Origin of the sequence: Mesorhizobium sp. YR577 (assembly GCF_900116595.1) — a bacterium.
Classification (GTDB): domain Bacteria; phylum Pseudomonadota; class Alphaproteobacteria; order Rhizobiales; family Rhizobiaceae; genus Mesorhizobium_M.
The window spans coordinates 229,407-253,559 of record NZ_FPBI01000007.1 but is presented as its reverse complement, the minus strand read 5'-3'; the positions used below and the strand labels follow the sequence as shown (position 1 = coordinate 253,559).

General features: G+C 61.1%; 23 protein-coding genes and 1 tRNA gene. 20 read left to right on the top strand and 4 right to left on the bottom strand.

The genetic code is table 11. The annotated features are described in order from the left end of the window. Nucleotide 1: 1 nt before the first annotated feature. The gene (locus BM413_RS12705; RefSeq protein WP_091913686.1) at nt 2–946 is read right to left on the bottom strand and encodes a phytanoyl-CoA dioxygenase family protein; all 945 of its coding nucleotides are present in this window, start codon (nt 944–946) and stop codon (nt 2–4) included. Nucleotides 947–1,066: 120 nt separating this feature from the next. On the opposite strand from BM413_RS12705, the gene BM413_RS12700 reads away from it, so the two are divergent. The 12 genes from BM413_RS12700 (at nt 1,067) to BM413_RS12645 (ending at nt 13,102) form a co-directional block, all read left to right on the top strand. After that, the gene (locus tag BM413_RS12700; protein WP_091913685.1) at nt 1,067–1,933 is read left to right on the top strand and encodes a helix-turn-helix domain-containing protein; all 867 of its coding nucleotides are present in this window, start codon (nt 1,067–1,069) and stop codon (nt 1,931–1,933) included. Nucleotides 1,934–2,118: 185 nt separating this feature from the next. Beyond that, nucleotides 2,119–3,345, top strand: a complete 1,227-nt coding sequence (locus BM413_RS12695) for a septal ring lytic transglycosylase RlpA family protein (protein ID WP_091913684.1) — start codon at nt 2,119–2,121, stop codon at nt 3,343–3,345. 93 nt (nt 3,346–3,438) lie between these two features. Beyond that, complete coding sequence (locus BM413_RS12690; protein ID WP_091913683.1) at nt 3,439–4,620, top strand: D-alanyl-D-alanine carboxypeptidase family protein; 1,182 nt, start codon at nt 3,439–3,441, stop codon at nt 4,618–4,620. Between the two features lie 79 nt (nt 4,621–4,699). Next, nucleotides 4,700–5,371, top strand: a complete 672-nt coding sequence (gene tmk, locus BM413_RS12685) for a dTMP kinase (protein WP_091913682.1) — start codon at nt 4,700–4,702, stop codon at nt 5,369–5,371. Then, complete coding sequence (locus tag BM413_RS12680) at nt 5,368–6,423, top strand: DNA polymerase III subunit delta' (protein WP_091913681.1); 1,056 nt, start codon at nt 5,368–5,370, stop codon at nt 6,421–6,423. Before tmk ends, BM413_RS12680 begins: the two co-directional genes overlap by 4 nt. Nucleotides 6,424–6,512: 89 nt before the next feature. Further along, nucleotides 6,513–8,063, top strand: a complete 1,551-nt coding sequence (gene metG / locus BM413_RS12675) for a methionine--tRNA ligase (RefSeq protein ID WP_091913741.1) — start codon at nt 6,513–6,515, stop codon at nt 8,061–8,063. Nucleotides 8,064–8,075: 12 nt separating this feature from the next. Then, nucleotides 8,076–8,870, top strand: a complete 795-nt coding sequence (locus tag BM413_RS12670) for a TatD family hydrolase (protein WP_091913680.1) — start codon at nt 8,076–8,078, stop codon at nt 8,868–8,870. Nucleotides 8,871–8,873: 3 nt separating this feature from the next. After that, nucleotides 8,874–9,692 carry an MBL fold metallo-hydrolase gene (locus BM413_RS12665; RefSeq protein WP_091913679.1) on the top strand — a complete coding sequence of 273 codons (819 nt, stop codon included), beginning with the start codon at nt 8,874–8,876 and terminating at the stop codon, nt 9,690–9,692. 17 nt (nt 9,693–9,709) lie between these two features. Beyond that, complete coding sequence (locus BM413_RS12660; protein WP_091913678.1) at nt 9,710–10,183, top strand: YbaK/EbsC family protein; 474 nt, start codon at nt 9,710–9,712, stop codon at nt 10,181–10,183. A gap of 46 nt (nt 10,184–10,229) precedes the next feature. Then, nucleotides 10,230–11,390: an iron-containing alcohol dehydrogenase gene (locus BM413_RS12655; RefSeq protein WP_091913677.1), complete on the top strand. Its 1,161-nt coding sequence runs from the start codon at nt 10,230–10,232 to the stop codon at nt 11,388–11,390. A gap of 5 nt (nt 11,391–11,395) precedes the next feature. Beyond that, entirely contained in the window at nt 11,396–11,839 is a 444-nt protein-coding gene (locus BM413_RS12650) for an acyl-CoA thioesterase (protein WP_091913740.1), read from the top strand. Nucleotides 11,840–12,160: 321 nt separating this feature from the next. Next, on the top strand, nt 12,161–13,102 hold the full coding sequence (locus BM413_RS12645) for a phosphoribosylaminoimidazolesuccinocarboxamide synthase (protein WP_091913676.1): 942 nt from the start codon (nt 12,161–12,163) through the stop codon (nt 13,100–13,102). A 56-nt stretch (nt 13,103–13,158) separates the two neighbouring features. On the opposite strand, the gene BM413_RS12640 is transcribed toward BM413_RS12645, so the two are convergent. Both BM413_RS12640 and BM413_RS12635 read right to left on the bottom strand, forming a co-directional pair. Next, nucleotides 13,159–14,220, bottom strand: a complete 1,062-nt coding sequence (locus BM413_RS12640; protein ID WP_244537851.1) for an isopenicillin N synthase family dioxygenase — start codon at nt 14,218–14,220, stop codon at nt 13,159–13,161. Then, the gene (locus tag BM413_RS12635; RefSeq protein WP_091913675.1) at nt 14,217–15,176 is read right to left on the bottom strand and encodes a LysR family transcriptional regulator; all 960 of its coding nucleotides are present in this window, start codon (nt 15,174–15,176) and stop codon (nt 14,217–14,219) included. The genes BM413_RS12640 and BM413_RS12635 overlap by 4 nt, the downstream gene beginning before the upstream one ends. A gap of 222 nt (nt 15,177–15,398) precedes the next feature. Between BM413_RS12635 and BM413_RS12630 the strand changes: the two genes are divergently transcribed. The 8 genes from BM413_RS12630 (at nt 15,399) to rimO (ending at nt 22,961) form a co-directional block, all read left to right on the top strand. After that, a complete protein-coding gene (locus BM413_RS12630; protein ID WP_119817967.1) occupies nt 15,399–16,514 on the top strand; it encodes a BMP family ABC transporter substrate-binding protein in 1,116 nt (371 codons plus the stop codon). Beyond that, complete coding sequence (locus BM413_RS12625; protein WP_091913674.1) at nt 16,514–18,067, top strand: ABC transporter ATP-binding protein; 1,554 nt, start codon at nt 16,514–16,516, stop codon at nt 18,065–18,067. The genes BM413_RS12630 and BM413_RS12625 overlap by 1 nt, the downstream gene beginning before the upstream one ends. After that, the gene (locus BM413_RS12620) at nt 18,060–19,115 is read left to right on the top strand and encodes an ABC transporter permease (protein WP_091913673.1); all 1,056 of its coding nucleotides are present in this window, start codon (nt 18,060–18,062) and stop codon (nt 19,113–19,115) included. Before BM413_RS12625 ends, BM413_RS12620 begins: the two co-directional genes overlap by 8 nt. Nucleotides 19,116–19,129: 14 nt before the next feature. Continuing rightward, nucleotides 19,130–20,053 (top strand): ABC transporter permease, encoded by a 924-nt coding sequence (locus BM413_RS12615; RefSeq protein ID WP_091913672.1) that lies wholly within the window; start codon nt 19,130–19,132, stop codon nt 20,051–20,053. Nucleotides 20,054–20,104: 51 nt separating this feature from the next. Beyond that, nucleotides 20,105–20,473 carry a hypothetical protein gene (locus tag BM413_RS12610; protein WP_091913671.1) on the top strand — a complete coding sequence of 123 codons (369 nt, stop codon included), beginning with the start codon at nt 20,105–20,107 and terminating at the stop codon, nt 20,471–20,473. A 127-nt stretch (nt 20,474–20,600) separates the two neighbouring features. Next, nucleotides 20,601–20,690, top strand: a tRNA-Ser gene (locus tag BM413_RS12605). Between the two features lie 103 nt (nt 20,691–20,793). Continuing rightward, nucleotides 20,794–21,450, top strand: coding sequence for a TerC family protein (locus BM413_RS12600; RefSeq protein ID WP_091913670.1), 657 nt, complete (start codon nt 20,794–20,796; stop codon nt 21,448–21,450). Between the two features lie 197 nt (nt 21,451–21,647). Further along, the gene (rimO, locus tag BM413_RS12595; RefSeq protein ID WP_091913669.1) at nt 21,648–22,961 is read left to right on the top strand and encodes a 30S ribosomal protein S12 methylthiotransferase RimO; all 1,314 of its coding nucleotides are present in this window, start codon (nt 21,648–21,650) and stop codon (nt 22,959–22,961) included. A 77-nt stretch (nt 22,962–23,038) separates the two neighbouring features. On the opposite strand, the gene BM413_RS12590 is transcribed toward rimO, so the two are convergent. Beyond that, nucleotides 23,039–24,109, bottom strand: coding sequence for a BMP family ABC transporter substrate-binding protein (locus tag BM413_RS12590; RefSeq protein WP_091913668.1), 1,071 nt, complete (start codon nt 24,107–24,109; stop codon nt 23,039–23,041). Between the last annotated feature and the right edge of the window lie 44 nt (nt 24,110–24,153).

Here is a 24,153-nt window from a genome sequence, read left to right as displayed (position 1 = left end):
GTCAGTGCCAGTTCTTCAGGCCGAGCAACTTCTTGCCGAGTTCGGTCAGTTCAGCGGTCTTGGCGTTCTTCTTCTCCCAGTCGCGGGGGTCGCCGGGGAAGGAGGCGCGCTGCGGCGCTTCCAGTTCGCGCCATGAGGTGACGCGCGCCGTGCGCTCGACAAGATCGTCCTCGTCGGCCGGGAACATCGAGATATACTGCGCCATGCGAACGCGATCCTTGGAGTAGTTCGGGCGCACGCCGTGTGCCAGAAGTGTGTTGAAAATCAAAAGGTCACCCGGGTTCATTTCGATATTGGTTATGGTCAGTCCGTCCAGGTCCGGGTGGTGCGGATCGCGGTCTTCCGGCTGGGTCTTCACCCATTCCTCGAAATTCGAGAACAGTTCGGGAATGCACTGGAAGCCACCGATATCGCCATCCTGCTTGACCAGTGACAGCACGCCCTGAACGCCGATCGGCAGCGGGCGCAGCGACGTGTCGCTATCCCAATGGATGAAGCCGTTGACATTGCCGGGGGTCTTCTTGGGCGGATTGAGGTTGGCGCGGTCGATCGCCACCCAAAGCTCTTCCATGTCCCAGATGTCGACGAAGGCGTCGTAGACGCGCTGCATCTGTCGATTGTCCCACAGATACTGGTGATTGTAGATTTCCACCATGCCGGCGCCGTTGAGCTCCTTCATCTGGTGGTCGCGCCGCTGCGGTGCATACCAGGTGGAGGGGTCCTTCGGATCCTTCTCGTCGAACTCCCAAAGTAGATCGACGAGCTGCTGCACATTCTCCTGCGGCACCGCGTTGCGCACGATCACATAGCCCCTAGTGATCCAGTGCTGCCAGTCGGCTTCGCTCAACACCCGCAGCGGCAGCTTCTTGTCGATGTCCTTGAGCTGCGTCGTGACCTTTTTCGAGGTCGGGTGGGCGTCCTGTTTCAAATCCGTTGCATGCGCCATGAGTTTCTCCTCCATCCATGCCGTGATGATGCTGAAGGATACCGCCTGCAGGGTGCCAATGTTGTACTCGCACGGCACATACTGATACTATCTTGGCGTTCTAGTTTGAACGGAGCCAGAATGAAGCCGTTTCTGGAAAGATTGCGGCCTGAGCCGGGTACGTCCTGGGCGATGCTCAATCGTCGCCTCGATGACGGGATTCCGTTTCAATGGCACCACCATCCCGAGCTTGAACTGACGCTGACCTGCAATTCGCGCGGCCAGCGCTTCATCGGCGATCACATCGGAAGCTACGACGATGGCGATCTCGTGCTGATCGGCCCGAACCTGCCGCACACATGGCATTCGACCGAGAAGATCGAAGACAGCGCGCCGCACGTCGCGCTTGTGATGTGGTTTCTGCCTGACTGGGCAAGCACCCTGAGCGCGACCCTGGTCGAATTCAGCGCCATTGCGTCCATGGTGGAACGCGCCGCAAACGGCCTGAAGTTCACGCAGTCCTATGCCGCGCGCGCGCGGCCGTTGATCGAAGACCTGTTCTCGCGGCCGGCCGACGAGCGCCTCCTGAGCCTCATGCGCGTGCTCAATATGCTGGCGCAGGATGCCGGCGCCGAGCCTCTTGCCAGCGCCAGGAGCGTTCCTGCGCGCGCCGGCGTCGACCGCTCGCGGCTTGACCGCGTGCTCGACCATATCCACCTGAACTACGCTTCCGGCCTGTCGCTTGGCGAACTGGCCGAGGTCGCCGCCCTCAGCCCGTCGGGCCTCCACCGCCTGTTTCGGCGTCACGCGCATGTTTCCATATCGGACTACATCATGCGCCTGAAAGTGGGCGAGGCCTGCGCAATGCTCTCGGGCACGGAAAGACCTGTCGCCCATATCGCCGACGCGGTCGGATATGAAACGCTTGCCAATTTCAACAGGCAATTCAAGGCATTGAAAGGCCTCACACCGCGCGAGTATCGCAAGAGCTTTCAAGACACGCGCTAATATATCGTGACCGGCGCGCGCCACATTCCTGCCCGTTTGCGAACACAATCGGTTAATAGCGTGCTAATCAATTCCTGCGTAAAAGGAGAGTTGGGGTAGGGATGCCAGACGCTGTGCGGCGTTGTTCGAGGTGTCCCTTTACATGTTCTGCGTAGGTGCATGAGAACGTCTGGGGACCATCAGTAATGCTTATTCTGGCGCGCGGGCATTTTCGCCGCGCTTCCACCATTGCCATTCTGGCTCTTTCCGCGGCAGCTCTTGCAGCCTGCGCGTCTGCGCCGTCGAAGCCCGTTGCCGGGAAAAAACGGTCCAAGGAATACTTCGCCGAATCCGAATATGGCGTGAAGGCGAGCCCCCGCGTCTCCAATTTGCGCACCAACCTGCCGCGCGGTGGCGGCCGCGACCAGACCGGGCAGCCGTATATGGTTCGCGGCAAGATGTACTACCCGAAGGAAGACAAGAACTACAAAAAAGTCGGCGCTGCCTCCTGGTATGGCGACGCCTTTCATGGCCGTTTGACTGCGAACGGCGAAATCTATGACATGACGCACCTGACGGCAGCGCATCCGACGATGCCGCTGCCGAGCTATGCCCGCGTCACCAATCTGAAGAACGGCAGCTCCGTCATCGTCCGTGTCAACGATCGCGGGCCTTATTCGGATGGCCGCATCATCGACTTGTCCAAGCAGGCAGCGGACATGCTGGATTATTCGCATGTCGGCGTTGCCAAGGTGCAGGTGGAATATGTCGGCCGCGCGCCGCTCGAGGGGCGTGACGATCAATACCTGATGGCCTCCTATCGGCCGGGCAATGCCGCGCCCGATCCTTCAGACGGCCTGCCCACGGGCGTCATGATCGCCATGAACGGTGCAACGCCAAGCGGCAGCGCTGCGGCAACGCCGTTCCCCGGCGTGATGACCGACGCCCCGCCATTTGCGGTGGCTTCCGGCTCGGCAACGCAATCCGTTGCGTTCGGCAATATCGTCCTGCCGGAATTCGGCCCGATCGTTCCGGAACGTCCGCAGGGCGCGCCGACGCAGCTTGCCCTTGCCACCATGTCCTATGCCGACGAGCGTATCCACAGCGCCGTCAGTGCCTTCGCAGCCCTCGACGGCACGCGCATGTCGGCGGGCGACGTCGCGCAGTCCTGGAAGCGGCTCAACCCAAGCCTGACCCAGCCTGAAGCCTCCGCCGCCTATATCGCGGTCGGCACTTTCCATTCCAGGGACGAGGCAAACCGCCTGGTGCGCACGCTTTCGTCAGTCGGCAAGACGACAGTCGAGAAATCGACGGCCGATGGTGCAACGTTCTACACGGTCAGCCTTTTCAGCGACGGGCGCACCTCGCTGGATGACATGCTCGAAATGGCATGGTCGCACGGCGCGCCGGATGCGATGACGATCCGCAACTGATCGCGTCACGGCGTCCGCTCGCCAATTGCGGTTGCTCCACCTGTGCGAACCCTGCTAGCCTCTGTTGTAATCCTCCGGGCAACGGGGTTCGTCATGCAATATAGCCGACCGTCTTTCCGCACCGCGTTTTTCGGCTTCGCAATTGTGTTTGCGCTGATTGTGCAGGCACAGGCGCAACTCTTTGAAACAAAAGCGAGACAAGCCTTCATGGTCGATGCCGAAACCGGCTCGATCCTGTTTTCGAAGGACGCTGACGCGCTGATTCCCCCTGCATCGCTGGCCAAGCTGATGACCATGGAAGTCGTGTTCAACGCGATCAAGGCAGGGCGCTATACGCTCGACGACACCTTTGCGGTCAGCGAGAATGCCTGGCGCACGGGTGGCGCGAGCTCGGGCGGCTCGACCATGTTCGCCAAGCTGAAATCGACCATCCGCCTTGAAGACCTGATTCAGGGCGTCGTCGTGCAGTCGGCTAATGATGGCTGCATCATCATCGCGGAGGGCATGGCCGGCTCCGAAGCCAATTTCGCCGCCCTGATGACCGACCGTGCGCGCGAACTCGGCTTGACCAAGTCGGTGTTCGTGAATTCGACCGGACTGCCGGCCGAAGGGCAGGTCGTGACGGTGCGCGAACTCGTCCAGCTCGGCATGCACATCTGGAAGACCTACCCGGAATATTACAAATATTATTCGCAGCGCGATTTCACCTGGAACAAGATTACCCAGCGCAACCGCAATCCGCTTCTGGCCATGGATATCGGCGCGGACGGGATGAAGACCGGCTTCACCGAAGAATCCGGCTACGCCATCGTCGGCTCGGTCAGCCGCGATGGCCGGCGCATCTTTGCCGCTCTCAGCGGCATGACCAGCGACCGCGAACGCGCCGAGGAGGCGCGCAAGCTGCTCGACTGGGGCATGCGTTCCTTCGAGAAGACCGAACTTTTCGCCGATGGCGAAGTGGTTGCCGAGGCGAGCGTCTACGGCGGCGCCAAATCCGGTGTCGAACTGAAGGCCAAGGGACCGGTCTCCATCCTCGTGCCGATCACCAACAAGGACCGCTTCAACGCCCGCATCGTCTATGACGGTCCGATCGTTGCACCTGTGGAGGAGGGCACGCAGATCGGCACCTTGCGTGTCTCGATCGGCGATACGCTCAGCCAGGAAACGCCGCTCTATGCGGGCGAAAGCGTCGGCCTCGGCTCGCTGCATCAGCGCGCGCTGGACGCGGTCGGCGAACTGCTCGTCGGCTGGCTGCGCAAGGCACCGCAGACATAGACGTTTCGGCGTGCGCGGCATAAGACAGGTTCGGCCGGTTCGGATCAATTCGTCCGGCTAGAGCGAGGAATGGACTGAATTGGCGCGCGGACTTTTCATAACTTTCGAAGGCGGCGAGGGGGCAGGCAAGTCGACGCAGATCAAGTGGCTGGCCGACAAATTGCGCGCCAAGGGCTATGGCCTGACTGTGACGCGCGAGCCCGGCGGCTCACCCGGCGCCGAAGCGGTACGCCATGTCATCCTGTCGGGCGCGGCCGAATCCTTTGGTCCGAAAATGGAGGCGCTGCTGTTTGCGGCCGCGCGCTCCGATCACATCGAGCAGGTGATCCGCCCGGCGATCGAGCGTGGCAACATCGTGCTTTGCGACCGTTTCGTCGATTCGTCGCGGGTCTATCAGGGCGGCGCGGGCAATCTCGAACCGGAATTCATGGCCACGATCGAACGTGTCTCGGTCAACGGCATGATGCCAGACCTGACCCTGATCTTCGACATCGATCCGGCGATGGGACTGGAACGCGCGACGGTGCGGCGCGGTGATGAAGTCGCTGACCGCTTCGAGAAGGAAACGCTGGAAATTCATCGCAAACGCCGCGAGGCCTATCTGGAGATTGCCCGCAACGAGCCGGAACGCTGCGTCGTCATTGACGCGGCGCAGAAGCCGCATGACGTCGAGGACGTGGTTACGGCTGCCGTTTTCGCGGCGCTGGAAGCCCATGCGACGGCTGCCGGCAACCGGGCGCAGGAGGCTTGATGTTCGAACGCATCGCACCCGAACAGCACGATACGCTTGACGGCGTGCCGGAACCTTCGGAAAACTCGCAGCTCATCGGACATAGCGAGGTGGCCGATATGCTTGCCTCGGCCTATCGCGCCGGCAAGCTGCCGCACGCCCTGTTACTCGCCGGCCCGCAAGGCATCGGCAAAGCGACGCTTGCCTTCCACCTTGCGCATCACCTGTTGAAGTACCCGTCGAGCCAATCGGCTCCGTCCGCACTGGCCAATCCTGATCCGGCATCGTCTTTGTTTCGGCAGATCGCCACGGGTGCGCACCCCGCGATCCTGCACCTGACGCGGCCGCTCAACGACAAGACGAAGAACTTCAAGACGGTTCTGACCGTCGATGAAATCCGCAAGGTGAACCGCTTCCTGTCGATGACGTCGCACGATGGCGGCTACCGCGTCGTCATCGTCGATCCGGCTGACGACATGAACACCAATGCCGCAAACGCGCTTCTGAAGAACCTTGAGGAGCCGCCGTCGCGGACTGTCTTCATCCTTATCGTGCATTCGCCGGGCAGCCTGCTGCCGACCATCCGCTCGCGCTGCCAGACGATCCGGCTTTCGCCGCTGACGCCGGCAGACCTGATGGAGGTTCTTGCCAGCGCTGAATCGCCGCCGCCGGAGGGTGAGCCGGCGCGCGCAGCCCTTGCCGAGCGCGCCGGAGGCAGCGCACGCGCCGCAATCCTTCTGACGCAATATGGCGGGTTGGAAATAGCCGAGGCGATCGACAAACTGGCGGATGCGCCGGGGCTGGAAGTCGGCGCGGCGCACAAGCTTGCCGACGTTGTCGCCGGCCGCGATCAGGCGATCCAGTTCGACATCTTCAACCGACATGCCCTCGACAGGCTGTCGGATTCCGCAAGCAATGCGGCCCGCGCCGGCGACCTTGCGCGCGCAAAAAAGCTCTCCGATGCTTGGCAGGAAGCGCTAATGGCTATATCTGAGACGGAAACCTACAACCTCGACAAGAAACAGCACGCACTGACCATGATCGACCGCTTGAATGCCGCAATGCGAATGTGACGCTTGTCCGCGCCGGGATGGCAATCGCCGTTCCGATGCGTTATCTGACCGCGACATCTTTCCATATGCACATTTTTGACGGCGCACTCATGTCACGCGAAAAATTCTATCTGACCACGCCCATCTTCTATCCCAACGGCAACCCGCATATCGGGCATGCCTATACGGATATCGCCAGCGACGTGCTGACCCGGTTCCAGCGGCTGGACGGCAAGGACGTCTTCTTCCTGTCCGGCACCGACGAGCACGGCCTGAAGATGCAGCAGACCGCCGAGAAGGAAGGCATCACGCCAAAGGCGCTTGCCGACAAGAACTCGGCGGTTTTCCAGTCGATGCTGAAGGCGCTCGGCTGCGCCAATGACGAGTTCATCCGCACGACCGAGGAACGGCACTACAAGGCCTGCCAGGCGATCTGGGAGCGCATGGCCGCGAACGGTGATATCTATCTGGACCGCTACGGCGGCTGGTATTCGGTGCGTCAGGAGGCTTATTTCGACGAAGGCGAAACCACCGTCGGCGAAGACGGTGTGCGCCGCGAGCCGCTTGGCTCGCCCGTCGAGTGGACCGAGGAAGAAACATATTTTTTCCGCCTGTCGGCCTATCAGCACAAGCTGCTGGCCCTTTATGAGGAGCGTCCGGATTTCGTCGCTCCCACCGAGCGCCGCAACGAGGTGATGAGCTTCGTCAAATCCGGCCTGCGCGATCTGTCGATCTCGCGCACGACGTTCAACTGGGGCGTGCCTGTGCCGGGCGATCCCAAGCATGTCATGTATGTCTGGGTCGATGCCCTCACCAACTACATCACCGCCGCCGGCTTTCCCGACACGGAAAACCCGAAATGGGACTACTGGCCGGCGACCCACATTATCGGCAAGGATATCGTGCGCTTCCATGCCGTCTACTGGCCCGCCTTCCTGATGTCGGCCGGCATCGAATTGCCGCGCCGAGTCTTCGCCCACGGCTTCCTGTTCAACCGCGGCGAGAAGATGTCGAAATCGGTCGGCAACGTCGTCGATCCGTTCGCCATGATTGAGCGCTATGGCCTCGATCAGGTGCGCTATTTCTTCATGCGCGAAGTGCCGTTCGGCCAGGATGGCAGTTACAGCCATGACGCCATCGTAAACCGCACCAATGCCGACCTCGCCAACGATCTCGGCAATCTGGCGCAGCGCTCGCTGTCGATGATCGCCAAGAACTGCGGTGGCGTCGTGCCGACGCGCGGGGCCTTGACTGATGCAGACAAGGCGATCCTCGATCAGGCGGATGCAGCACTGGTGACGGCGCGCAAGGCGATGTCGGAGCAGGGGATTCACCACGCCCTTGCCGCGATCTTTGGGGTTGTCGCCGAGGCCAACCGCTATTTCGCCGGGCAGGAGCCGTGGGCGCTGAAGAAGACTGACCCGGCGCGCATGGAAACGGTGCTGCACACCACCGCCGAGACGATCCGGCGCGTCGGCCTGATGTGCCAGCCCTACATCCCGACATCAGCAGGAAAACTGCTCGACCTGCTGGCTGTGTCGGCGGATGCGCGCGGCTTCGACAAGGTGTCGGACGAATATGCGCTGGTCGCAGGCACGTCTTTGCCGGCACCGGAACCAGTGTTTCCGCGCTATGTCGAACCGGAAGCACCGGCAGCGTGAGGCCGTTCTGAGATGCTGGTCGACAGTCATTGCCATCTCGACTTTCCGGACTTCGCCGAGGAGCGCGCGGACATCATCGCGCGCGCCCAGGCCGCCGGCGTCGAGCGCATGGTCACGATCTCGACCCGCGTGAAGCGGTTCCCGTCGATCCTGGAAATCGCCGAACAATTTGAGCCTGTCTTCTGCTCCGTCGGCACGCATCCGCACAATGCCGGCGAGGAGCAGGACGTGACCACCGAAGAGCTGGTCAAGCTGTCGGCGCATCCGAAGGTGGTGGCCATTGGCGAGGCGGGTCTCGATTATTTCTATGACAAGGCGCCGCGCGACGCCCAGGCGCGGAGCTTTCGCAATCACATTGCAGCGGCGCGCGAAACCGGCCTGCCGCTGGTCATACATTCGCGTGATGCCGATGCGGACATGGCGGCGATCCTCGAAGAGGAAACAGGGAAGGGGGCCTTCCCCTTCATTCTTCATTGCTTTTCGTCAGGCCAAGCGCTTGCCGAGACCGGCGTCAAGCTTGGTGGCTACGTCTCATTCTCGGGCATTCTGACCTTCAAGAAATCCGAGGAATTGCGGGCGATCGCGGCCGGTGTACCGCACGACCGGCTGCTCGTGGAAACCGACGCGCCCTATCTCGCGCCGATCCCGTTTCGCGGCAAGCGCAATGAGCCGGCTTACGTCGCGCATACGGCGAAGGTTCTTGGCGAAACGCTCGGCGTTGATAGCGAAGAAATCGCGGTGATCACCACCGATAACTTCTTTCGGCTGTTCACGAAAATGCCGCGGCCAGCCGCGCTGGGCGGTTGACGCATGGCGGATACGCTTCGCCTGACGATCCTCGGCTGCGGCTCGTCGCCCGGCGCGCCGCGGATCACCGGAGACTGGGGTAACTGCGATCCCCAGAACCCGAAAAATCGTCGCATGCGCACCGCCGCCATGGTTGAGCGTATCAGGCCGGATGGCGCCACGACGCGGGTGGTGATCGACACCGGTCCCGATTTTCGCGAACAGATGCTGATGGCCGGCGTGAAGCGCATCGACGGCGTGATCTACACCCACGCCCATGCCGACCACATCCACGGCATCGATGACCTGCGCGGCTATGTCCTTGAGCAACGGAAACTCATGGATATCCATGCCGACCAGCCGACGCTGGACCGCCTCTACGAGGCTTTCGGCTATTGCTTCAAGACACCGGCGGGCAGTTCCTATCCGCCGATTCTGCGCGCGCATGAGATCGAGCATTCAGACCCGGTGACGATCGAAGGCGAGGGGGGTGCCCTCACCTTCATGCCGTTGCCGCAAATCCATGGCGACATCATTTCTCTCGGCTTTCGAATAGGCGATCTGGCCTATTGCCCCGATGTAAGCCATTTTCCGCCGGCAACCGCCGAACGCCTGACAGGGCTGGATCTGCTGGTGATTGACGCGCTGCAATACCGCACGCATCCGAGCCATTTTTCGCTCGCCGAGGCGCTGGAGTGGATCGAGACGCTGGCGCCGAAGCGTGCAGTGCTGACGCATATGCATGTGCCGCTGGACTACGACACGGTCAATGCCGAAACACCGGCTCACATCGAGCCGGCATATGACGGCATGAAACTGGAAATTCCTTTGGAATCAAACTGAAGGCAGAGAAACCTGACATGGCCGGCAGCATCGAACGTGTAACTGAGGCAGCGGCTGCCGCCGGACTCGAGATCGAAGTCCGCCGCATGGGCGCGTCCACGCGCACGGCGGAAGAAGCCGCCGAACAATGCGGCTGCAGCGTCGCACAGATCGTCAAATCGCTGATTTTCCAGGGCGAGAATAGCGGGCAGCTCTATCTCTTCCTGCTTTCCGGATCCAACCAGCTTGACCTCGTCAAGGCTGCCGCATTGGCCGCCGAGCCACTCAAGCGCGCCGATCCACGCTATATTCGCGACGAGACCGGCTTTGCCATCGGCGGCGTTTCGCCTATCGGACACAAGGCGGCAATCCCGGCATTTGCCGATCGAGCGCTGTTGTCGTTCCGCCAGGTCTGGGCAGCAGCCGGAGCGCATGATGCCGTCTTCGCCGCCGAACCAGAGGCCTTACTGACTGCTGCACGCGCAACCACTGCCGACCTTGCGGCGGGCTAGCAAAGCAGGCATGTAAAGGGTGAGAAATGCAGCCGAGGTCATTGTAATGTCTCCCTTTATTTTCAACACGACGGCCTCCATTGTCTTTGAACCCGGCTCGGCCGCGCGTTTGGGAAAGATCGTCGGCAGGAAGTTGGGCGGCTCCGTTCTGTTCGTGACCGATCCGGGCCTGCGGAAGCTTGGCCTGTGCGACCCGGCAATCGCTTCGTTGCAGGGAGAGGGGGCGTCAGTTGCCATTTTTGACGCCGTAGAAGCCGATCCGTCGCTGGCGACGGTGATGAAGGCCGTGGACGCTGGACGCTCAGTTGGTGCTACCGGCGTCGTAGGCTTCGGCGGCGGTTCATCACTCGATGTCGCCAAGCTTGCTGCGCTGCTGATCGGTTCCGGCGAAGACATCGACGATGCCTGGGGCGTCGGCAGTGCCAAGGGTCCAAGGCTGCGGCTGGTGCTGGTGCCGACCACGGCCGGCACCGGCTCGGAAGTGACGCCGGTCTCCATCATCACCGTCGGTGATGAAGAAAAGCGCGGCGTTTCCAGTCCGGTCATCCTGCCTGACATCGCCGTGCTCGATGCGCAGTTGACACTCGGCCTGCCGCCGGCAATCACGGCCGCTACCGGCATCGATGCGATGGTTCACGCCATCGAGGCCTACGCGTCGAAGAACGCGAACAACAATCCGCTTTCGAAAATGCTGGCGAAACAGGCACTTCAGCTGCTCGGTGCCAATATCGAAAGAGCGGTATTCGACGGCGGGAATGTCGAGGCCCGCGGCGCAATGCTGCTTGGCTCCATGCTTGCCGGACAGGCATTCGCCAACTCGCCGGTGGCTGCCGTTCATGCGCTGGCTTATCCGATCGGCGGCACGTTTCACGTTCCGCACGGGCTTTCGAACGCCTTGGTGCTGCCGCACGTGCTGCACTTCAACGCGCCGGAGGCAGCCCATCTCTATGCCGAGATCGCTGCCGACGCATTTCCTCGTCTGGCGCGCGAGGAAAGCATGCAAACCCGCTGCGCAGCCTTCATCGAGGAACTGGCTACGCTTTCGCGCAAGCTGGGGCTTCAGCCGCGCCTGCGCGATGTCGGCATCGGCGAAGAACATCTTGCCAGGATGGCGTCGGACGCGATGAAGCAGCAGCGGCTTCTGGTCAACAATCCGCGCGAAGTCAGCGAGACCGACGCGCTGACGATCTACCGGGCGGCATGGTGAGCAGCATGAGCGAACGAGCCTCACCATCTTCGCGCGACTCGTACAAGGCGTTCCGCACCATCGGCACGCGCTGGATGGACAATGACATCTACGGCCACATGAACAACGTTGTGCATTATTCGCTGTTCGACACGGCGGTGAATGGCTGGTTGATCGATGCCGGCGTGCTCGACATTCATGCTGGCGAACAGATCGGCCTGGTGGTTGAAACCGGCTGCCGGTATTTTTCAGAGCTTGCATTTCCCGACATGGTGACTGCCGGCATTCGCGTGGCAAAGCTCGGCTCGTCGTCCGTGCGCTACGAAGTCGGACTGTTTCGCAACGATGATGATCTGGCCGCAGCCGAAGGCTTCTTCGTCCATGTCTACGTCGACAGGCAGACGCGCCGGCCGAAGCCACTCAACGATCTTCTGAGGGATGCGCTGGCTGCGATTTCCGTTGAGAGCTGAGACGACCAGACGTCGGGCTAAGACCATCTGGAAGCCGGAAAACGAGCTATTCAGCTATAGGTCAGTTCCATAACATATCTTATGCGATTTATTCTTATTGTCGGGTACATTCTATTTTCAAGTGCGACATGCAAATGATTTCAATGGGTTATCAGACGCACCTACTCCCATATCGACCTGGATGAACGTGGCAAGATTGCCCGGTGGTGGATGGCTGGTCATTCCCCGCAAATTCATCGCGGTGCTTTTCCCGATTGATATGATCACGACCGAAGGTGTATGCGACGGGCGTTCCCCGCTTTCCGGAAGGCAGAAAATCACATGCGCGTCCTGTCCGATGCTTTCATCCCCGAATTGCCGGGCCGCTATCAGGGTAAAGTCCGCGAAAACTACGACTTGCCAGACGGGCGACGCATCATCATCGCCACGGACCGTCTCAGCGCCTTCGACACCATTCTGACCTCGATCCCGTTCAAGGGAGAAATCCTGACGCAGACGGCTCGATACTGGTTCGAGGAAACTGCTGATATTTGCCCGAACCATGTCCTCGAATACCCCGACCCAAACGTTGTCGTCGGCACCCGGCTCGACATACTGCCGGTCGAGATCGTCGTGCGCGGCTATCTGGCAGGAACCACCAGCACCTCGATCCTGACCAAATACAGGAAGGGCGAACGGGATATGTATGGGATCACCCTGCCGGCCGGGTTGCGCGACAACGAGAAGCTGCCGGAAGCGATCATCACGCCGACGAGCAAGGCTTTTGATGGCGGTCATGATGAGCCCCTGTCCGAGGCCGAAATCATCGAGCAGGGTCTCCTCACCCGGGTACAGTGGGATACGGTGTCGAACTATGCCTTGCAGCTGTTCGCCCGGGGCCAGGCGCGCGCCGCCGAACGCGGCCTCATTCTTGCCGACACCAAATATGAATTCGGCTCCGACAAGAACGGCAACATAATCCTGGCCGATGAAATCCACACGCCCGACAGCAGCCGCTACTGGATCGCGGCGAGCTACGAACAGGCCCTGTCAAGCGGCAGCCGGCCGGAGAGCTTCGACAAGGATTTCATCAGGTCGTGGGTCTCGGCGCGGTGCGATCCTTACAAGGAGCCGATCCCGAAGATTCCCGACGAGATAGTTCAGCAGGCCTCGGCGGTCTACACGCAGGCCTATGAGGCGATCACAGGCAATAAATTCGTTCCGGACGTTTCCGGGCACACCGTGCTGGATCGCATCCGCGCGAACCTTGAGCGCTATTTTTAAGGGTAGATTTCGATGCGCGGCCATAGGAATGGCCGCGCATACCAGCAGTATTAGTTTTAGACGGCAGTATCGGCGTTGGCCTCGTTTTGCGCGGCATAGTGCGCAAATGTCGCCATGAAACGGCCGTTGACGTACTCGCCCGACGTGATCGGTGGGTACTTCGCGGGATGGTTCTCATCGATACAGCTGGGAAGCACCTCAATAAGGGCATCGTAGTTCGGACCGAAGAAGAACGGGATCGAATAGCGTTCTTTGCCGGAGCGGTTCACCGCGCGGTGGACGGTCGAGGCGAAAAGATCATTGGTCCACCGGGCCATCTGATCCCCCACATTGACCACGAAGCAGCCGGGAATCGGATCGGCCGCGATCCATTCGCCGGACGCATTCAATACCTGCAAGGCTGAAATGCCCTCCTTCTGGGCCAGGATCGTGAAGCACTCGTAGTCCGAATGTGCCCCGATGCCGATTTGGCGGTCATCGATCTCGCCAAACTGCGGTGGATAGTGCAGCACCCGCAAAGTCGCGAGCGGCTTGCCCACCAGCTGGTCGAAATATGTCTCCTCCAAATCGAGAGCCAGAGCAAAGGCATGGAGCAGACGGCCGCTCAGCGTCAGCATCTCGGCATGATAGGTTTCCAGTGCCTTTCGGAATTCCGGCTTGCCCGCTGGCCACTGGTTGGGACCGTAGAGCACCTTGCCGGCCTTCACATCCGGATCGTCGGCTGGAACATCGAGCGCAATATCATAGGATTCGTGCAGGTCGCCGCGCGCGGTCGGGTCGGTATTCTCCTCAAGCAGCGCCGCATAACCGCGATTGTTCTTCGACTTGGAAACGTGGTTCTCCATCTTCACGTCGTCGGATTCGGCGAAATACGTCTCCGCCACCCCAAACGTGGCGTCTATGACGTCCTTTGGGACGTGATGGTTCTTGATATAGAGGAAGCCGACTTCCGTGCAGGCCTTGCGCAGTTCCTGGGCGAGCTTTTGCCGGGCGGCCTCGTCGCCTGTGAACATGGGCTCGAGATCGATGATCGGGATCTTGTCGAAGCTGACACGCTGCGGGTCGAGCCCTCCCCCCTTCATTGCACGCGCGCCGTTGCCGGTTTCAAGTACCTTCATTTTTCTGTTCCCTTTTCTTGGCTGTTTGCATCGAAGATTGTTTCGACGTAGTAGCGCGGCCCCGTGAAAACGAAGCCGGGCGAGAAATAGCGGCCGCAGACATCCATGAAGGCGGCCATCTTGCGCGACGGAGCGTGCGGGCGCGATATGCGGATGCTGACGCGCTTTTCCGCCGACTCCCATGTGTCGAGCAATGGAATGAGGTGCCCGCGTTCACACTCGATCGTGGTGAAGAAGTGCGGCAGATAGGCGATGCCCTCGCCCGCGACGGCAAAATACTTGATCGTCCAGTAGTCGTTGGCGATCAGGTTGCTGCGCGGCAGGATGCTTTCCTGCGCGGTCCCCTTCTGCAGCCGCCAGTGCTGCAGGCCCGCAGAGGTGCGATAGACGATGCCCTGGTGGTCCACCAGATCGGCAGGTTTTCGCGGCATCCCGGCGCGCTCGACATAGCTCTTGCTGGCGAAGAGTGCGAACTTCGCGGTCGAGAGCGTTTCGCCCCCTTCGATGCCTTCATCCCATGAAATCACGGCGTCGAGCATGTCGAGGCTCTCCGGCGCGTAGAGAACGTGCGGCGAAAAGAAGGTGAGTTCGATCTCCACCTTGGGATAGAGCTTTCTGAACGCCATCAGCATCTGCGTGTAATAGGCCGTGCCGAACTCGCCCGTTGCGCCGATCCGCAAGGTTCCGGTCACGTCGTCGCTCAGTTCCGTTACGGCAGCACGCGCCGCATCGCAGCCTTGCAGGATCTGCCGGGCATGCCCGAGAAGGGTCTGTCCTGCGTCAGTCAGCAACAGCACGCGCCCCGATCGTTCGAACAAAGCGACTTTCAGATCGTCTTCAAGCTGCTTGAGCCGGAGGCTGAGTGTTGATTTCGGCAAACCGTACAGCTTCGCCGCGGCGGACAATGACCGCAGTTCCGCAATTTTGACAAATGATGCCAGCGCATCGGTGTTCATTTGATCGTTCACATTTATGTACAAAATGCCCAAAAAACAGGCATGATTATTTTTGTTGCATGAACGAACGTAATCGGCTGTTATGCGCTGCACAAGAGCCAATTCGCTTTTGCCAAATCAAAAAAGACGCTCCGGCGGCAACCGTCACCGTGCAGGGAAGCCGCGCGGACGCGGCATGCTTTCGGCTGAGAAAATCAAATAAAAACAAAGGGGAACCACGAAATGAAAGAGCGCAAAACGAAGCCGTCCGCTTCAGCTCGTCTGTTCGCCGCGACGGCCGCAGTTCTTGCTTCCTGCGCCGCCTCGGGCGCCTATGCCTTTACTCTGGAAGGCTCGCCCAAGGTCGCGTTCATTTACGCAAGTTCGGCGCAAGACGGCGGCTGGAACGAAGCCCTCGAGGCCGGCCGCAAGGCCGTGGAGGAACAGCTAAAGGTGCCCGTCGCGGTGACGGAAAACATCCCGGAAGAAGCCACGAAGCTGCGTGCGGCGATCGACCTCTATGTCAAGCGCGGCTTCAACATCATTATCGGTACCACCTATGGCTATAGCGCCCCGATGGCCGAAGCGGCCAAGGCCTATCCGAACGTGGCGTTTCTCAGCGCCTCGGGCACGGAGAACGGGCCCAACATGGAAAGCTTCTATGCCCGCACCTACCAGGGCTGGTACCTTGCAGGCATCGCGGCAGGTCAGGCTACGAAAACGAAGAAGATCGGCATCCTCGCCGGCTTTCCCGTCGGCGTGGTGAACTGGGATATCAACAGTTTCGCGCTCGGCGCCCGTTCCGTCGATCCTGCGATCGAAACAGTCGCGGTCTTCGCCAACTCCTGGTGGGATCCGGTGAAGGAAGGGCAGATCGCCCAGGCGATCCTCGACCAGAAGGCCGACGTGCTCGCCACCAATCTGAGCGCGACTTCCGCACTCGATGCCGCCGAAAAGGCCGGCGTGCCGTCGATAGGCTTCCAGCTCGACATGGCGCATGCTGCGCCCAAGACGATCCAGACCTCGGTCGTCTTCCGCTGGGAAAAATATCTGGTGCCGACGATCAAGGAAATCATCGATGGCAGCTGGAAGCCTGAGGAATTCGGCGCCTTCGAAGGCCTCGAAACCGGCGTGGTCGAGCTTGCACCTTTTGGCCCCACGGTTTCCGAGGAGACCAAGGCAAAGATCGAGGCTGCAAAGCAGGAGATCATCGCCGGCAAGCTCGATCCGTTCCAGGGTCCCCTGAAAAAGCAGGACGGCACCGCCGTCGTCGACGCCGGCGGGAAGGTTGACGATGCAGCACTCTGGTCGATGGACTATTTCGTGGAAGGCGTCATCGGAACCATGCCGGCAAAGTAATGACGACAGCTTTGCAGCAAGCAGGCGACCATACGCAACGACCGCCGGGTGCACCGGCGGCTCTGCGAATGCGCGGCATCGGCAAGTCGTTCGACGGCAAGGCAGCACTTCGTGATGCGTCCTTCTGCCTCGAATGGGGGGAAGTGCATGCCATCGTCGGTGAGAACGGCGCAGGCAAGTCCACTTTGATGAACGTGGCCGCCGGCGTCTATGTGGCTGACGGTGGCGATCAGTCGATCGACGGTGAGGCAATCAGCTTGCGCAGTCCGCTGGAGGCCGCTGCCGCCGGTCTCGGCATGGTCCATCAGCATTTCCGGCTGGTCGAGAGTTTTACCGTTGCCGAGAACGTACTCCTCGGCCTCGGCCGCAAGGCTGCCGTGAAAACGCTGGCCGATGCGGCGGCGATCGTTGCCGCCAAGTCGCGCGAAATCGGCCTGCCCGTTGATCCGCACAGGCTGGTGGCGGACCTTTCGATCGCCGAACGCCAGCGTGCCGAGATCGTCAAAGTCATGCTTCTGGGCGCGCGAATTCTGGTCATGGACGAGCCGACGGCGGTGCTGACCGACGAGGAAGCGCGCACGCTCCTCGCCTTTGCCCAACGGTTGTCGCGGCAAGGTCACGCCGTGGTTTTGATCACGCACAAATTCCGCGAGGTTGCCGCCTTCTGCGACCGGGTCACGATCATGCGGCACGGCGAGACGGTGCTTGACGGAGCGCGTGTCGCGGACGTCACCGAAGCCGAGGTAGCGCGGTTGATGGTCGGCGATGCCTTGACGGTTTCCGGCAGGCCGTCATCCCGGCCGGGCGATGTGTGTTTGCGCGTGGAAGGGCTTTCTGCACGGGCGATCGCTCACAGGCAGAACCTGAACGATCTCGGCTTCGAGCTGCATGCCGGGGAAATCCTTGGCATTGCCGGCGTCGGCGGAAACGGACAGGAGGAACTTGTTGCCTGCCTTCTCGGGCTCGAAGGAACCGATACCGGCGCGATCCTGCTGGATGGCGAGGACATTTCCGCCGCCAGGCCAGGCAAGCGCCGCGAGGCCGGCCTGCGCGTCATCCCCTCTGACCGCTTTGACAGCGGGTTGATCCGGGAGCTTTCCATTGCCGACAATCTAGCGCTCACGACCGTCCCGGGCGGCAGCTTCGGCGGGCCGTTTCTCCTGCGACGCCGAGCGATGCGCGAGAAGGCGGCCGAGGCCATCGACGCGTTCGATATCCGCGGTGCGACGCCAGACCGACCGGCCTCTTTGCTCTCGGGAGGAAACGCGCAGAAAGTGCTGCTGGCGCGGGAACTGGGTCACGGCCTGAAGGTTCTCATCGCGCACTCCCCTTCCCGCGGGCTGGACATGAAGGCGACCGAGTTCGTTCGATCGTCGATCCGCAACGCTGTGGAAGCCGGCGCGGCCTGCCTGTTGATCAGCGAGGATCTCCAGGAGGTCATGTCCTTGTCCCACCGGGTGGCCGTTATGAACAGGGGCAGGATCGTCGGCTGCCGTCAGGTCGGCGATGTCACGTCTGAATGGATCGGAGGCCTTTTAGCAGGCCATGCTTGATACAGCTTTCCTTGTTCGCAGGCAAAATCCCGGCTTCCTTTTGACCAGTCTCAGTTATGCAGGCGGGCTGCTTGTTGGACTGACGGTTTCGGCGCTGCTGCTCGTACATGCTGGCGTGCCGGTCAGCGCCCTTGTCGATGAGTTCCTGATTGCCACGTTTCTCACCTCGGACGGTCTCTCCCAGACGACGACGGCCGCTTTGCCGTTGGTGCTCGTCGGCCTCGCCTCCGCCGTTGCCATGCGCGTGCGGTTCTGGAACATCGGCGTGGAGGGCCAGCTATGGCTCGGTGCGATCGCGTCGACCTGGGTGGCGCTAAACGGGATCGGGCCTGAAGTGCTGCGGTTGCCGACGATGTTCGTGCTGGCAGCACTCGCAGGAGCCGCCTGGATAGCGATTTCGCTTTTCCTGAAGCTCAAGTGGGGCGTCAACGAAGTCATCTCGACGCTGCTGCTGGGAAGTGTGGCGTTTCTGCTCGTGCAGCATCTTCTGTTCGGCGTCTGGAGAGATCCCGCCAACAGCTTTCCGGTGACCGCCACCTTTCCCGAGGCGAGTTGGTTTGATGTTCTGGGATGGGGGCAGTTGCACACCGGGATCTTCCTGGTCGCCGGCATCGCACTGTGCGTCTGGTTCATCATGGAACACAGCCGGGTCGGCTTCTACGCGGATGCGGTAGGTTTCAACACCAAGGCCGCGCTCGCCGCCGGCCTGCCGGTGCTGCGCACCGCCGTGGGGCTCGTGCTCCTATCCGGCGCCCTATCAGGCGTTGCCGGCATGATGATAGTGGCGGGAACGGAGCACCGCCTCAACCAGTCCGTCGGCAACGGCTATCTCTTCAGCGCGATCGTGATCGCCTATCTGGCCCGCGCGAAGCCGTTGTGGGTGGTCGTGGTCTCTTTCGCGCTCGGCGCGGTGTTCACCGCCGGAAACGTGCTGAAGGTTTTCTACTCGATCTCAGAAGCCATGATCGTGCTCATGCAGGGCGCGGTGCTGATGTCGATTTTGATGGCGCAGTTCTTCAGCACCTACTCGCTCAAGCGGCCGAACTAAGGAAGGGTGGCTGGATGGATTTTCTGATCGGCTGGATCGCCATCATTCCGAGCTATGCGACGCCGTTGCTGCTGGCAAGTCTCGGCCTCATCATCTGCGAAAAAGCCGGTGTTCTCAATCTTGGAGCGGAAGGGCTGATGGCGGTCGGCGCCATGACCGGCGCGGTGACTGTACTTTCCGGGGCTGATTCCTGGTTCGGCCTTGCCGCCGGTTCAGCGGCGGCGATGGCTCTGGCGCTGCTGTTCGGAATATCGACTGTCGCCTTGCGCGCCAATCATACGCTCGCCGGCCTCGCCGTCGTCGCGATCGGACTGGGCATTACCGGCGTCGTGGGGCGACCCTACGTGCAGAAGACCTTCTCTGGCATTTCCACCCTCGGCGATATCTTCGGGATAGATCGCAGTTCGGCATTGGGTCGCATTTTCGCGGTGCAGGACCCGGTCACGCTGGCGCTGCCGATTCTCGTTGGAGCGGCCTGGTGGTGGCTTTCCAAAAGCCGACATGGTCTCAGGCTGCGGTCGGTCGGGGAAAATCCGGCCGCAGCAGACGTCGCGGGTATCGACGTGCAGCTGGTGCAGTTCGGGGCTGTCCTGGCGTCCGGCCTGCTCTGCGGTCTTGCCGGAGCCTATCTCTCGGTCGCCACAAGCCATGTCTGGGTGGAGGGAATGGTCGCCTCGCGCGGCTGGATCGCGGTCGCCCTCGTCATCTTCTCGCGCTGGAATGCGGCCCGGGCTCTCTGGGGCGCGCTCCTGTTTGGAAGTGCGGATGCTCTTGTGCCCAGGCTGCAAGCCATAGGTGCCGACGTTCCAGTCTATCTCATGATGACGTTGCCGTATCTGCTGACGCTTGTCGTGCTGGTAGCGGGCTCATTGAGCGGCCGGCGCTCCGGGGAGCCGGCCTTCCTCGGCAGGGTCTATTTGCGGCAAGACAAGCAATAGACATTCGCCGGGGAACAGAGGCTGCCTTGGCCTACCCCCGGCTTGATCTCGATGAACCGCCGCCAGTCTTTGCGTGTCCTGGCCACGCGCGGCGGCGTGATCTGCAAAGTTTCACTCTCGGCGTGTGAAACTTTGCGTCCCTTTCCTGCGTTTCAATCTGATGACGGGCAGAGCATCGGGTTGGTAATGTCGACGGTGAAAGAGCGTTTTGAGTGCGTGCGTGAACCTTTGGATACCTGGATGATATGGAACCACGAGAGACAGCAGATCATGTCCCTTTCCGGCAAGCCGCTGATCGGTTTGCACGCCGAAGAAGCAGCGTCCCTCTGTGACTTTCTCAATGATCTGGCTGACGGCGTGACTTTTGCCGATGCCCGCAAACCCGCGCGAAGAGCCGGGCCTGCCTCTGAAATACGCTGACAGGAAAGTTGACGGCACGCCAAAGAAGGCTATAAGCAAACCCGCCTGACCGTATGGTTGCAAACTGGATTGCAAGTGTCCGTCCCGCGAATTGGGATAGAGAAAATTGCAATGGTTTCAACGGTTTGGAGGGATGGCCGAGCGGTTTAAGGCACCGGTCTTGAAAACCGGCGTGGGTGCAAGCTCACCGTGGGTTCGAATCCCACTCCCTCCGCCACAAGCCAGCTCATGCGGCCACGCCCGTTGAGCCCTTGACGCATAAGGGTTACACACGCTAGGGGCGTGCTTCACCAAAGCTTATAAGCGAAAGGCGCCGACGGATGGAAATTTTCACGGCCGCGGGTTTTGCTGCGCTGTTGCAGGTCATTGCCATCGATCTCGTGCTTGCCGGCGACAACGCCATTGTCATTGGCCTTGCGGCTGCAGGATTGCCCGCTGAGCAGCGGAAAAAAGCGATCCTGATCGGCGTCATCGCCGCAACCGTGCTGCGCATCGGTTTTGCGGCCGTCACGGTGAAACTCCTGGCCATCGTTGGGTTGCTGCTCGCCGGCGGCATTCTCCTCCTGTGGGTATGCTGGAAAATGTGGCGCGAACTGCGCACATCGCATGCGGAACAGGACGCAGCCAACGAAGCGCTGTCCAATTCGGATTTGAATGCCGACGGCACAGTGGCAAAGGGTGCGCCGCGCAAGACGCTGATGCAGGCAGCGATCCAGATCGTGATCGCCGACGTTTCCATGTCGCTGGACAATGTTCTGGCCGTTGCCGGTGCCGCGCGTGATCATTTCACCGTGCTCATCATCGGCCTGGTGCTCTCGATCGCGCTGATGGGCCTTGCCGCCAGCTTTATCGCCAGAGTGCTTCATCGCTATCCCTGGATCGCCTATATCGGCCTTGCCATCATTTTCTATGTGGCGGTGGACATGATCTATCGCGGCTATATGGAAGTGTCGCCTCTCCTGCCGGACCCGCTGTAACGGCAGCAAGGACCGCAGATGATATCGGCGTCGCACGACGCCGATATCCAATCGGCAAAAACTGTGATATTGCGCCGCAACTTGTGAGCCTGATGCTGCCGGAGGCGGTCGGTGCAGGCTCTTTTGTCGTTTCAGCACGATTGCCATATGCGGGGCCTGCCCCATGATGGCTCTGCTGCAGAATTCGGAAATTACCTATGTCAGCGCCCCGCGTCAGTTTTGTCAGCCTTGGATGTCCCAAAGCCCTTGTGGACTCCGAGCGCATCCTCACTCGGCTGCGGGCCGAGGGCTATGAGATTTCGCGCAAGCACGACGGCGCCGATCTGGTCGTCGTCAATACCTGCGGCTTCCTCGATTCGGCGCGCACCGAGTCACTCGACGCCATCGGCACCGCGCTGAAGGAAAACGGCAAGGTCATCGTCACCGGCTGCATGGGCGCAACGCCAGAGCTGATCCGCGAAACGCACCCTAACGTGCTCGCCATCACCGGGCCGCAGGCCTATGAGAGCGTCATGGCCGCCGTCCATGAGGCAGCGCCGCCGGCGCACGATCCTTATGTCGACCTGCTGCCGCCGCAAGGCGTGAAGCTGACGCCACGCCATTATGCCTATCTGAAGATTTCGGAAGGCTGCAACAACCGCTGCACCTTCTGCATCATCCCCGACCTGCGCGGCGATCTCGTCTCACGGCCGGCCGCCGACGTGCTGCGCGAAGCCGAGAAGCTGGCCAAGGCCGGCGTCAAGGAAATCCTCGTCATCTCGCAGGACACCAGCGCCTATGGCATTGACATCAAATACCAGACCAGCACGTTCCAGGATCGCGAGGTCCGCGCCAAATTCCTCGACCTGTCGAAGGAGCTTGGCGAGATGGGCATCTGGGTGCGCATGCACTATGTCTACCCCTACCCGCATGTTGCCGATGTCATTCCGCTGATGGCCGAGGGCAAGATCCTGCCTTATCTCGACATCCCGTTCCAGCACGCCTCGCCGCAGGTGCTGAAGAACATGCGCCGGCCGGCCCATGGCGAAAAGACGCTCGACCGCATCCGCGGCTGGCGCGAGGTTTGTCCTGATCTCGCCGTGCGCTCGACCTTCATCGTCGGTTTTCCCGGCGAGACGGACGAAGATTTCGAGATGCTGCTGGACTGGCTGGATGAAGCCAAGATCGATCGCGCCGGCTGCTTCAAATACGAACCGGTCAAGGGTGCACGCTCCAACGATCTCGGCCTGGAACAGGTGCCGGACGAGGTCAAGGACGCGCGCTGGCACCGCTTCATGCAGCGCCAGCAGAAGATTTCGGCCACGCAGTTGCAGAAGAAGGTCGGCAAGCGCCTGCCCGTCATCATCGACGAAGCCAACGGCACATCGGCCAAAGGTCGGACCAAATACGACGCGCCCGAGATCGACGGCTCGGTCCACATCCAGTCGCGCCGTCCGCTGCGCGCCGGCGACATCGTCACCGTCAAGATCGACAGCGCCGACGCCTATGATCTTTACGGCTCGGCCGTGTGAGGCATCATCAGCTTCAAGTCTTAAACGAAAAGGGCGCCAATTGGCGCCCTTCCCTTATCCGATATCGGCTTGCGCCATTATTGCGGCAGCTTGTCATCCACGCCCTTGACGTAGAAGTTCAGGCCAAGAAGCGTGCCATTGTCGGCCACTTCGCCAGCCTTCAGCCACTCGGTGCCGTCCTGCTTGGTGATCGGGCCGGTGTAGGGGTTGAATTCGCCGGACTTGATCTTGGCTTCGGTCTCTTCGGCAAGCTTCTTCACGTCGTCGGGCATGTTGGTGTAGGGCGCCATGACGACGTTGCCTTCCTTCATGCCGTCCCAAACGTCCTGCTGCTTCCAGGTGCCGTCGATGACAGCCTTGACGCGCTGAACATAATACGGACCCCAGTCATCGACGATCGCGGTGAGCTGCGTCTGCGGGCCGAACTTGATCATGTCGGTGGCCTGGCCGAATGCCTTGATGCCGCGTTCGGTGGCAACCTGCATCGGTGCCGTCGAATCGGTGTGCTGGGTGATGATGTCGACGCCCTGGTCGATCAACGCCTTGGCAGCGTCGGCTTCCTTGCCGGCGTCGAACCAGGTGTTGGCCCAAACGACCTTGACCTTGAAGTCCGGGTTGACAGACTGCGCGCCGAGCATGAACGCATTGATGCCGAGCACCACTTCCGGGATCGGGAACGAGGCGATGTAGCCGGCGACGCCCGCCTTCGACATCTTGGCCGCGATCACGCCCTGCACGTAGCGGCCTTCATGGAACTTGGAGTTGTAGGTCGCGACATTCGGATGCTCGCGCTTGTAGCCGGTGGCGTGTTCGAATTTCACGTCCGGAAACTTGCCGGCGACCTTATTGGTCGGGTCCATGAAGCCGAAAGAGGTCGCAAAGATGATGTTGCAGCCGGAACGGGCGAAGCGTTCCAGGGCACGCTCGGCGTCCGCGCCTTCCGGCACGCTTTCGAGATAGGCGGTCTCGACCTGATCGCCGAGTTCCTTCTGCACCTCCAGCAAGCCCTGATGATGCTGATAGGAATAGCCGAAGTCTCCGATCGGCCCGACATAGATCCAGCAGGCCTTTACCTTGGCTTCCGCAGCCAGGGTGCCGAACGACAGCACTGCGGCTGCCGTGGCGATCGACAGAATGGTTTTCTTCATTGAGTTCATCCTCTTAGGTTGCCTGGGGCAATACCCCGTTTTTT

Bases quoted from the DNA above. Each gene is read 5' to 3' on its own strand.
- BM413_RS12635 (WP_091913675.1), bottom strand. From the start codon at position 15,176: ATGAACACCGATGCGCTGGCATCATTTGTCAAAATTGCGGAACTGCGG.
- BM413_RS12625 (WP_091913674.1), top strand. From the start codon at position 16,514: ATGACGACAGCTTTGCAGCAAGCAGGCGACCATACGCAACGACCGCCG.
- BM413_RS12700 (WP_091913685.1), top strand. From the start codon at position 1,067: ATGAAGCCGTTTCTGGAAAGATTGCGGCCTGAGCCGGGTACGTCCTGG.
- BM413_RS12630 (WP_119817967.1), top strand. From the start codon at position 15,399: ATGAAAGAGCGCAAAACGAAGCCGTCCGCTTCAGCTCGTCTGTTCGCC.
- BM413_RS12620 (WP_091913673.1), top strand. From the start codon at position 18,060: ATGCTTGATACAGCTTTCCTTGTTCGCAGGCAAAATCCCGGCTTCCTT.
- BM413_RS12640 (WP_244537851.1), bottom strand. From the start codon at position 14,220: ATGAAGGTACTTGAAACCGGCAACGGCGCGCGTGCAATGAAGGGGGGA.
- BM413_RS12655 (WP_091913677.1), top strand. From the start codon at position 10,230: ATGTCTCCCTTTATTTTCAACACGACGGCCTCCATTGTCTTTGAACCC.
- BM413_RS12690 (WP_091913683.1), top strand. From the start codon at position 3,439: ATGCAATATAGCCGACCGTCTTTCCGCACCGCGTTTTTCGGCTTCGCA.
- BM413_RS12695 (WP_091913684.1), top strand. From the start codon at position 2,119: ATGCTTATTCTGGCGCGCGGGCATTTTCGCCGCGCTTCCACCATTGCC.
- BM413_RS12660 (WP_091913678.1), top strand. From the start codon at position 9,710: ATGGCCGGCAGCATCGAACGTGTAACTGAGGCAGCGGCTGCCGCCGGA.
- BM413_RS12615 (WP_091913672.1), top strand. From the start codon at position 19,130: ATGGATTTTCTGATCGGCTGGATCGCCATCATTCCGAGCTATGCGACG.
- metG (WP_091913741.1), top strand. From the start codon at position 6,513: ATGTCACGCGAAAAATTCTATCTGACCACGCCCATCTTCTATCCCAAC.
- BM413_RS12645 (WP_091913676.1), top strand. From the start codon at position 12,161: ATGCGCGTCCTGTCCGATGCTTTCATCCCCGAATTGCCGGGCCGCTAT.
- rimO (WP_091913669.1), top strand. From the start codon at position 21,648: ATGTCAGCGCCCCGCGTCAGTTTTGTCAGCCTTGGATGTCCCAAAGCC.
- BM413_RS12705 (WP_091913686.1), bottom strand. From the start codon at position 946: ATGGCGCATGCAACGGATTTGAAACAGGACGCCCACCCGACCTCGAAA.
- BM413_RS12590 (WP_091913668.1), bottom strand. From the start codon at position 24,109: ATGAAGAAAACCATTCTGTCGATCGCCACGGCAGCCGCAGTGCTGTCG.
- BM413_RS12665 (WP_091913679.1), top strand. From the start codon at position 8,874: ATGGCGGATACGCTTCGCCTGACGATCCTCGGCTGCGGCTCGTCGCCC.
- BM413_RS12600 (WP_091913670.1), top strand. From the start codon at position 20,794: ATGGAAATTTTCACGGCCGCGGGTTTTGCTGCGCTGTTGCAGGTCATT.
- BM413_RS12610 (WP_091913671.1), top strand. From the start codon at position 20,105: ATGAACCGCCGCCAGTCTTTGCGTGTCCTGGCCACGCGCGGCGGCGTG.
- BM413_RS12650 (WP_091913740.1), top strand. From the start codon at position 11,396: ATGAGCGAACGAGCCTCACCATCTTCGCGCGACTCGTACAAGGCGTTC.
- BM413_RS12670 (WP_091913680.1), top strand. From the start codon at position 8,076: ATGCTGGTCGACAGTCATTGCCATCTCGACTTTCCGGACTTCGCCGAG.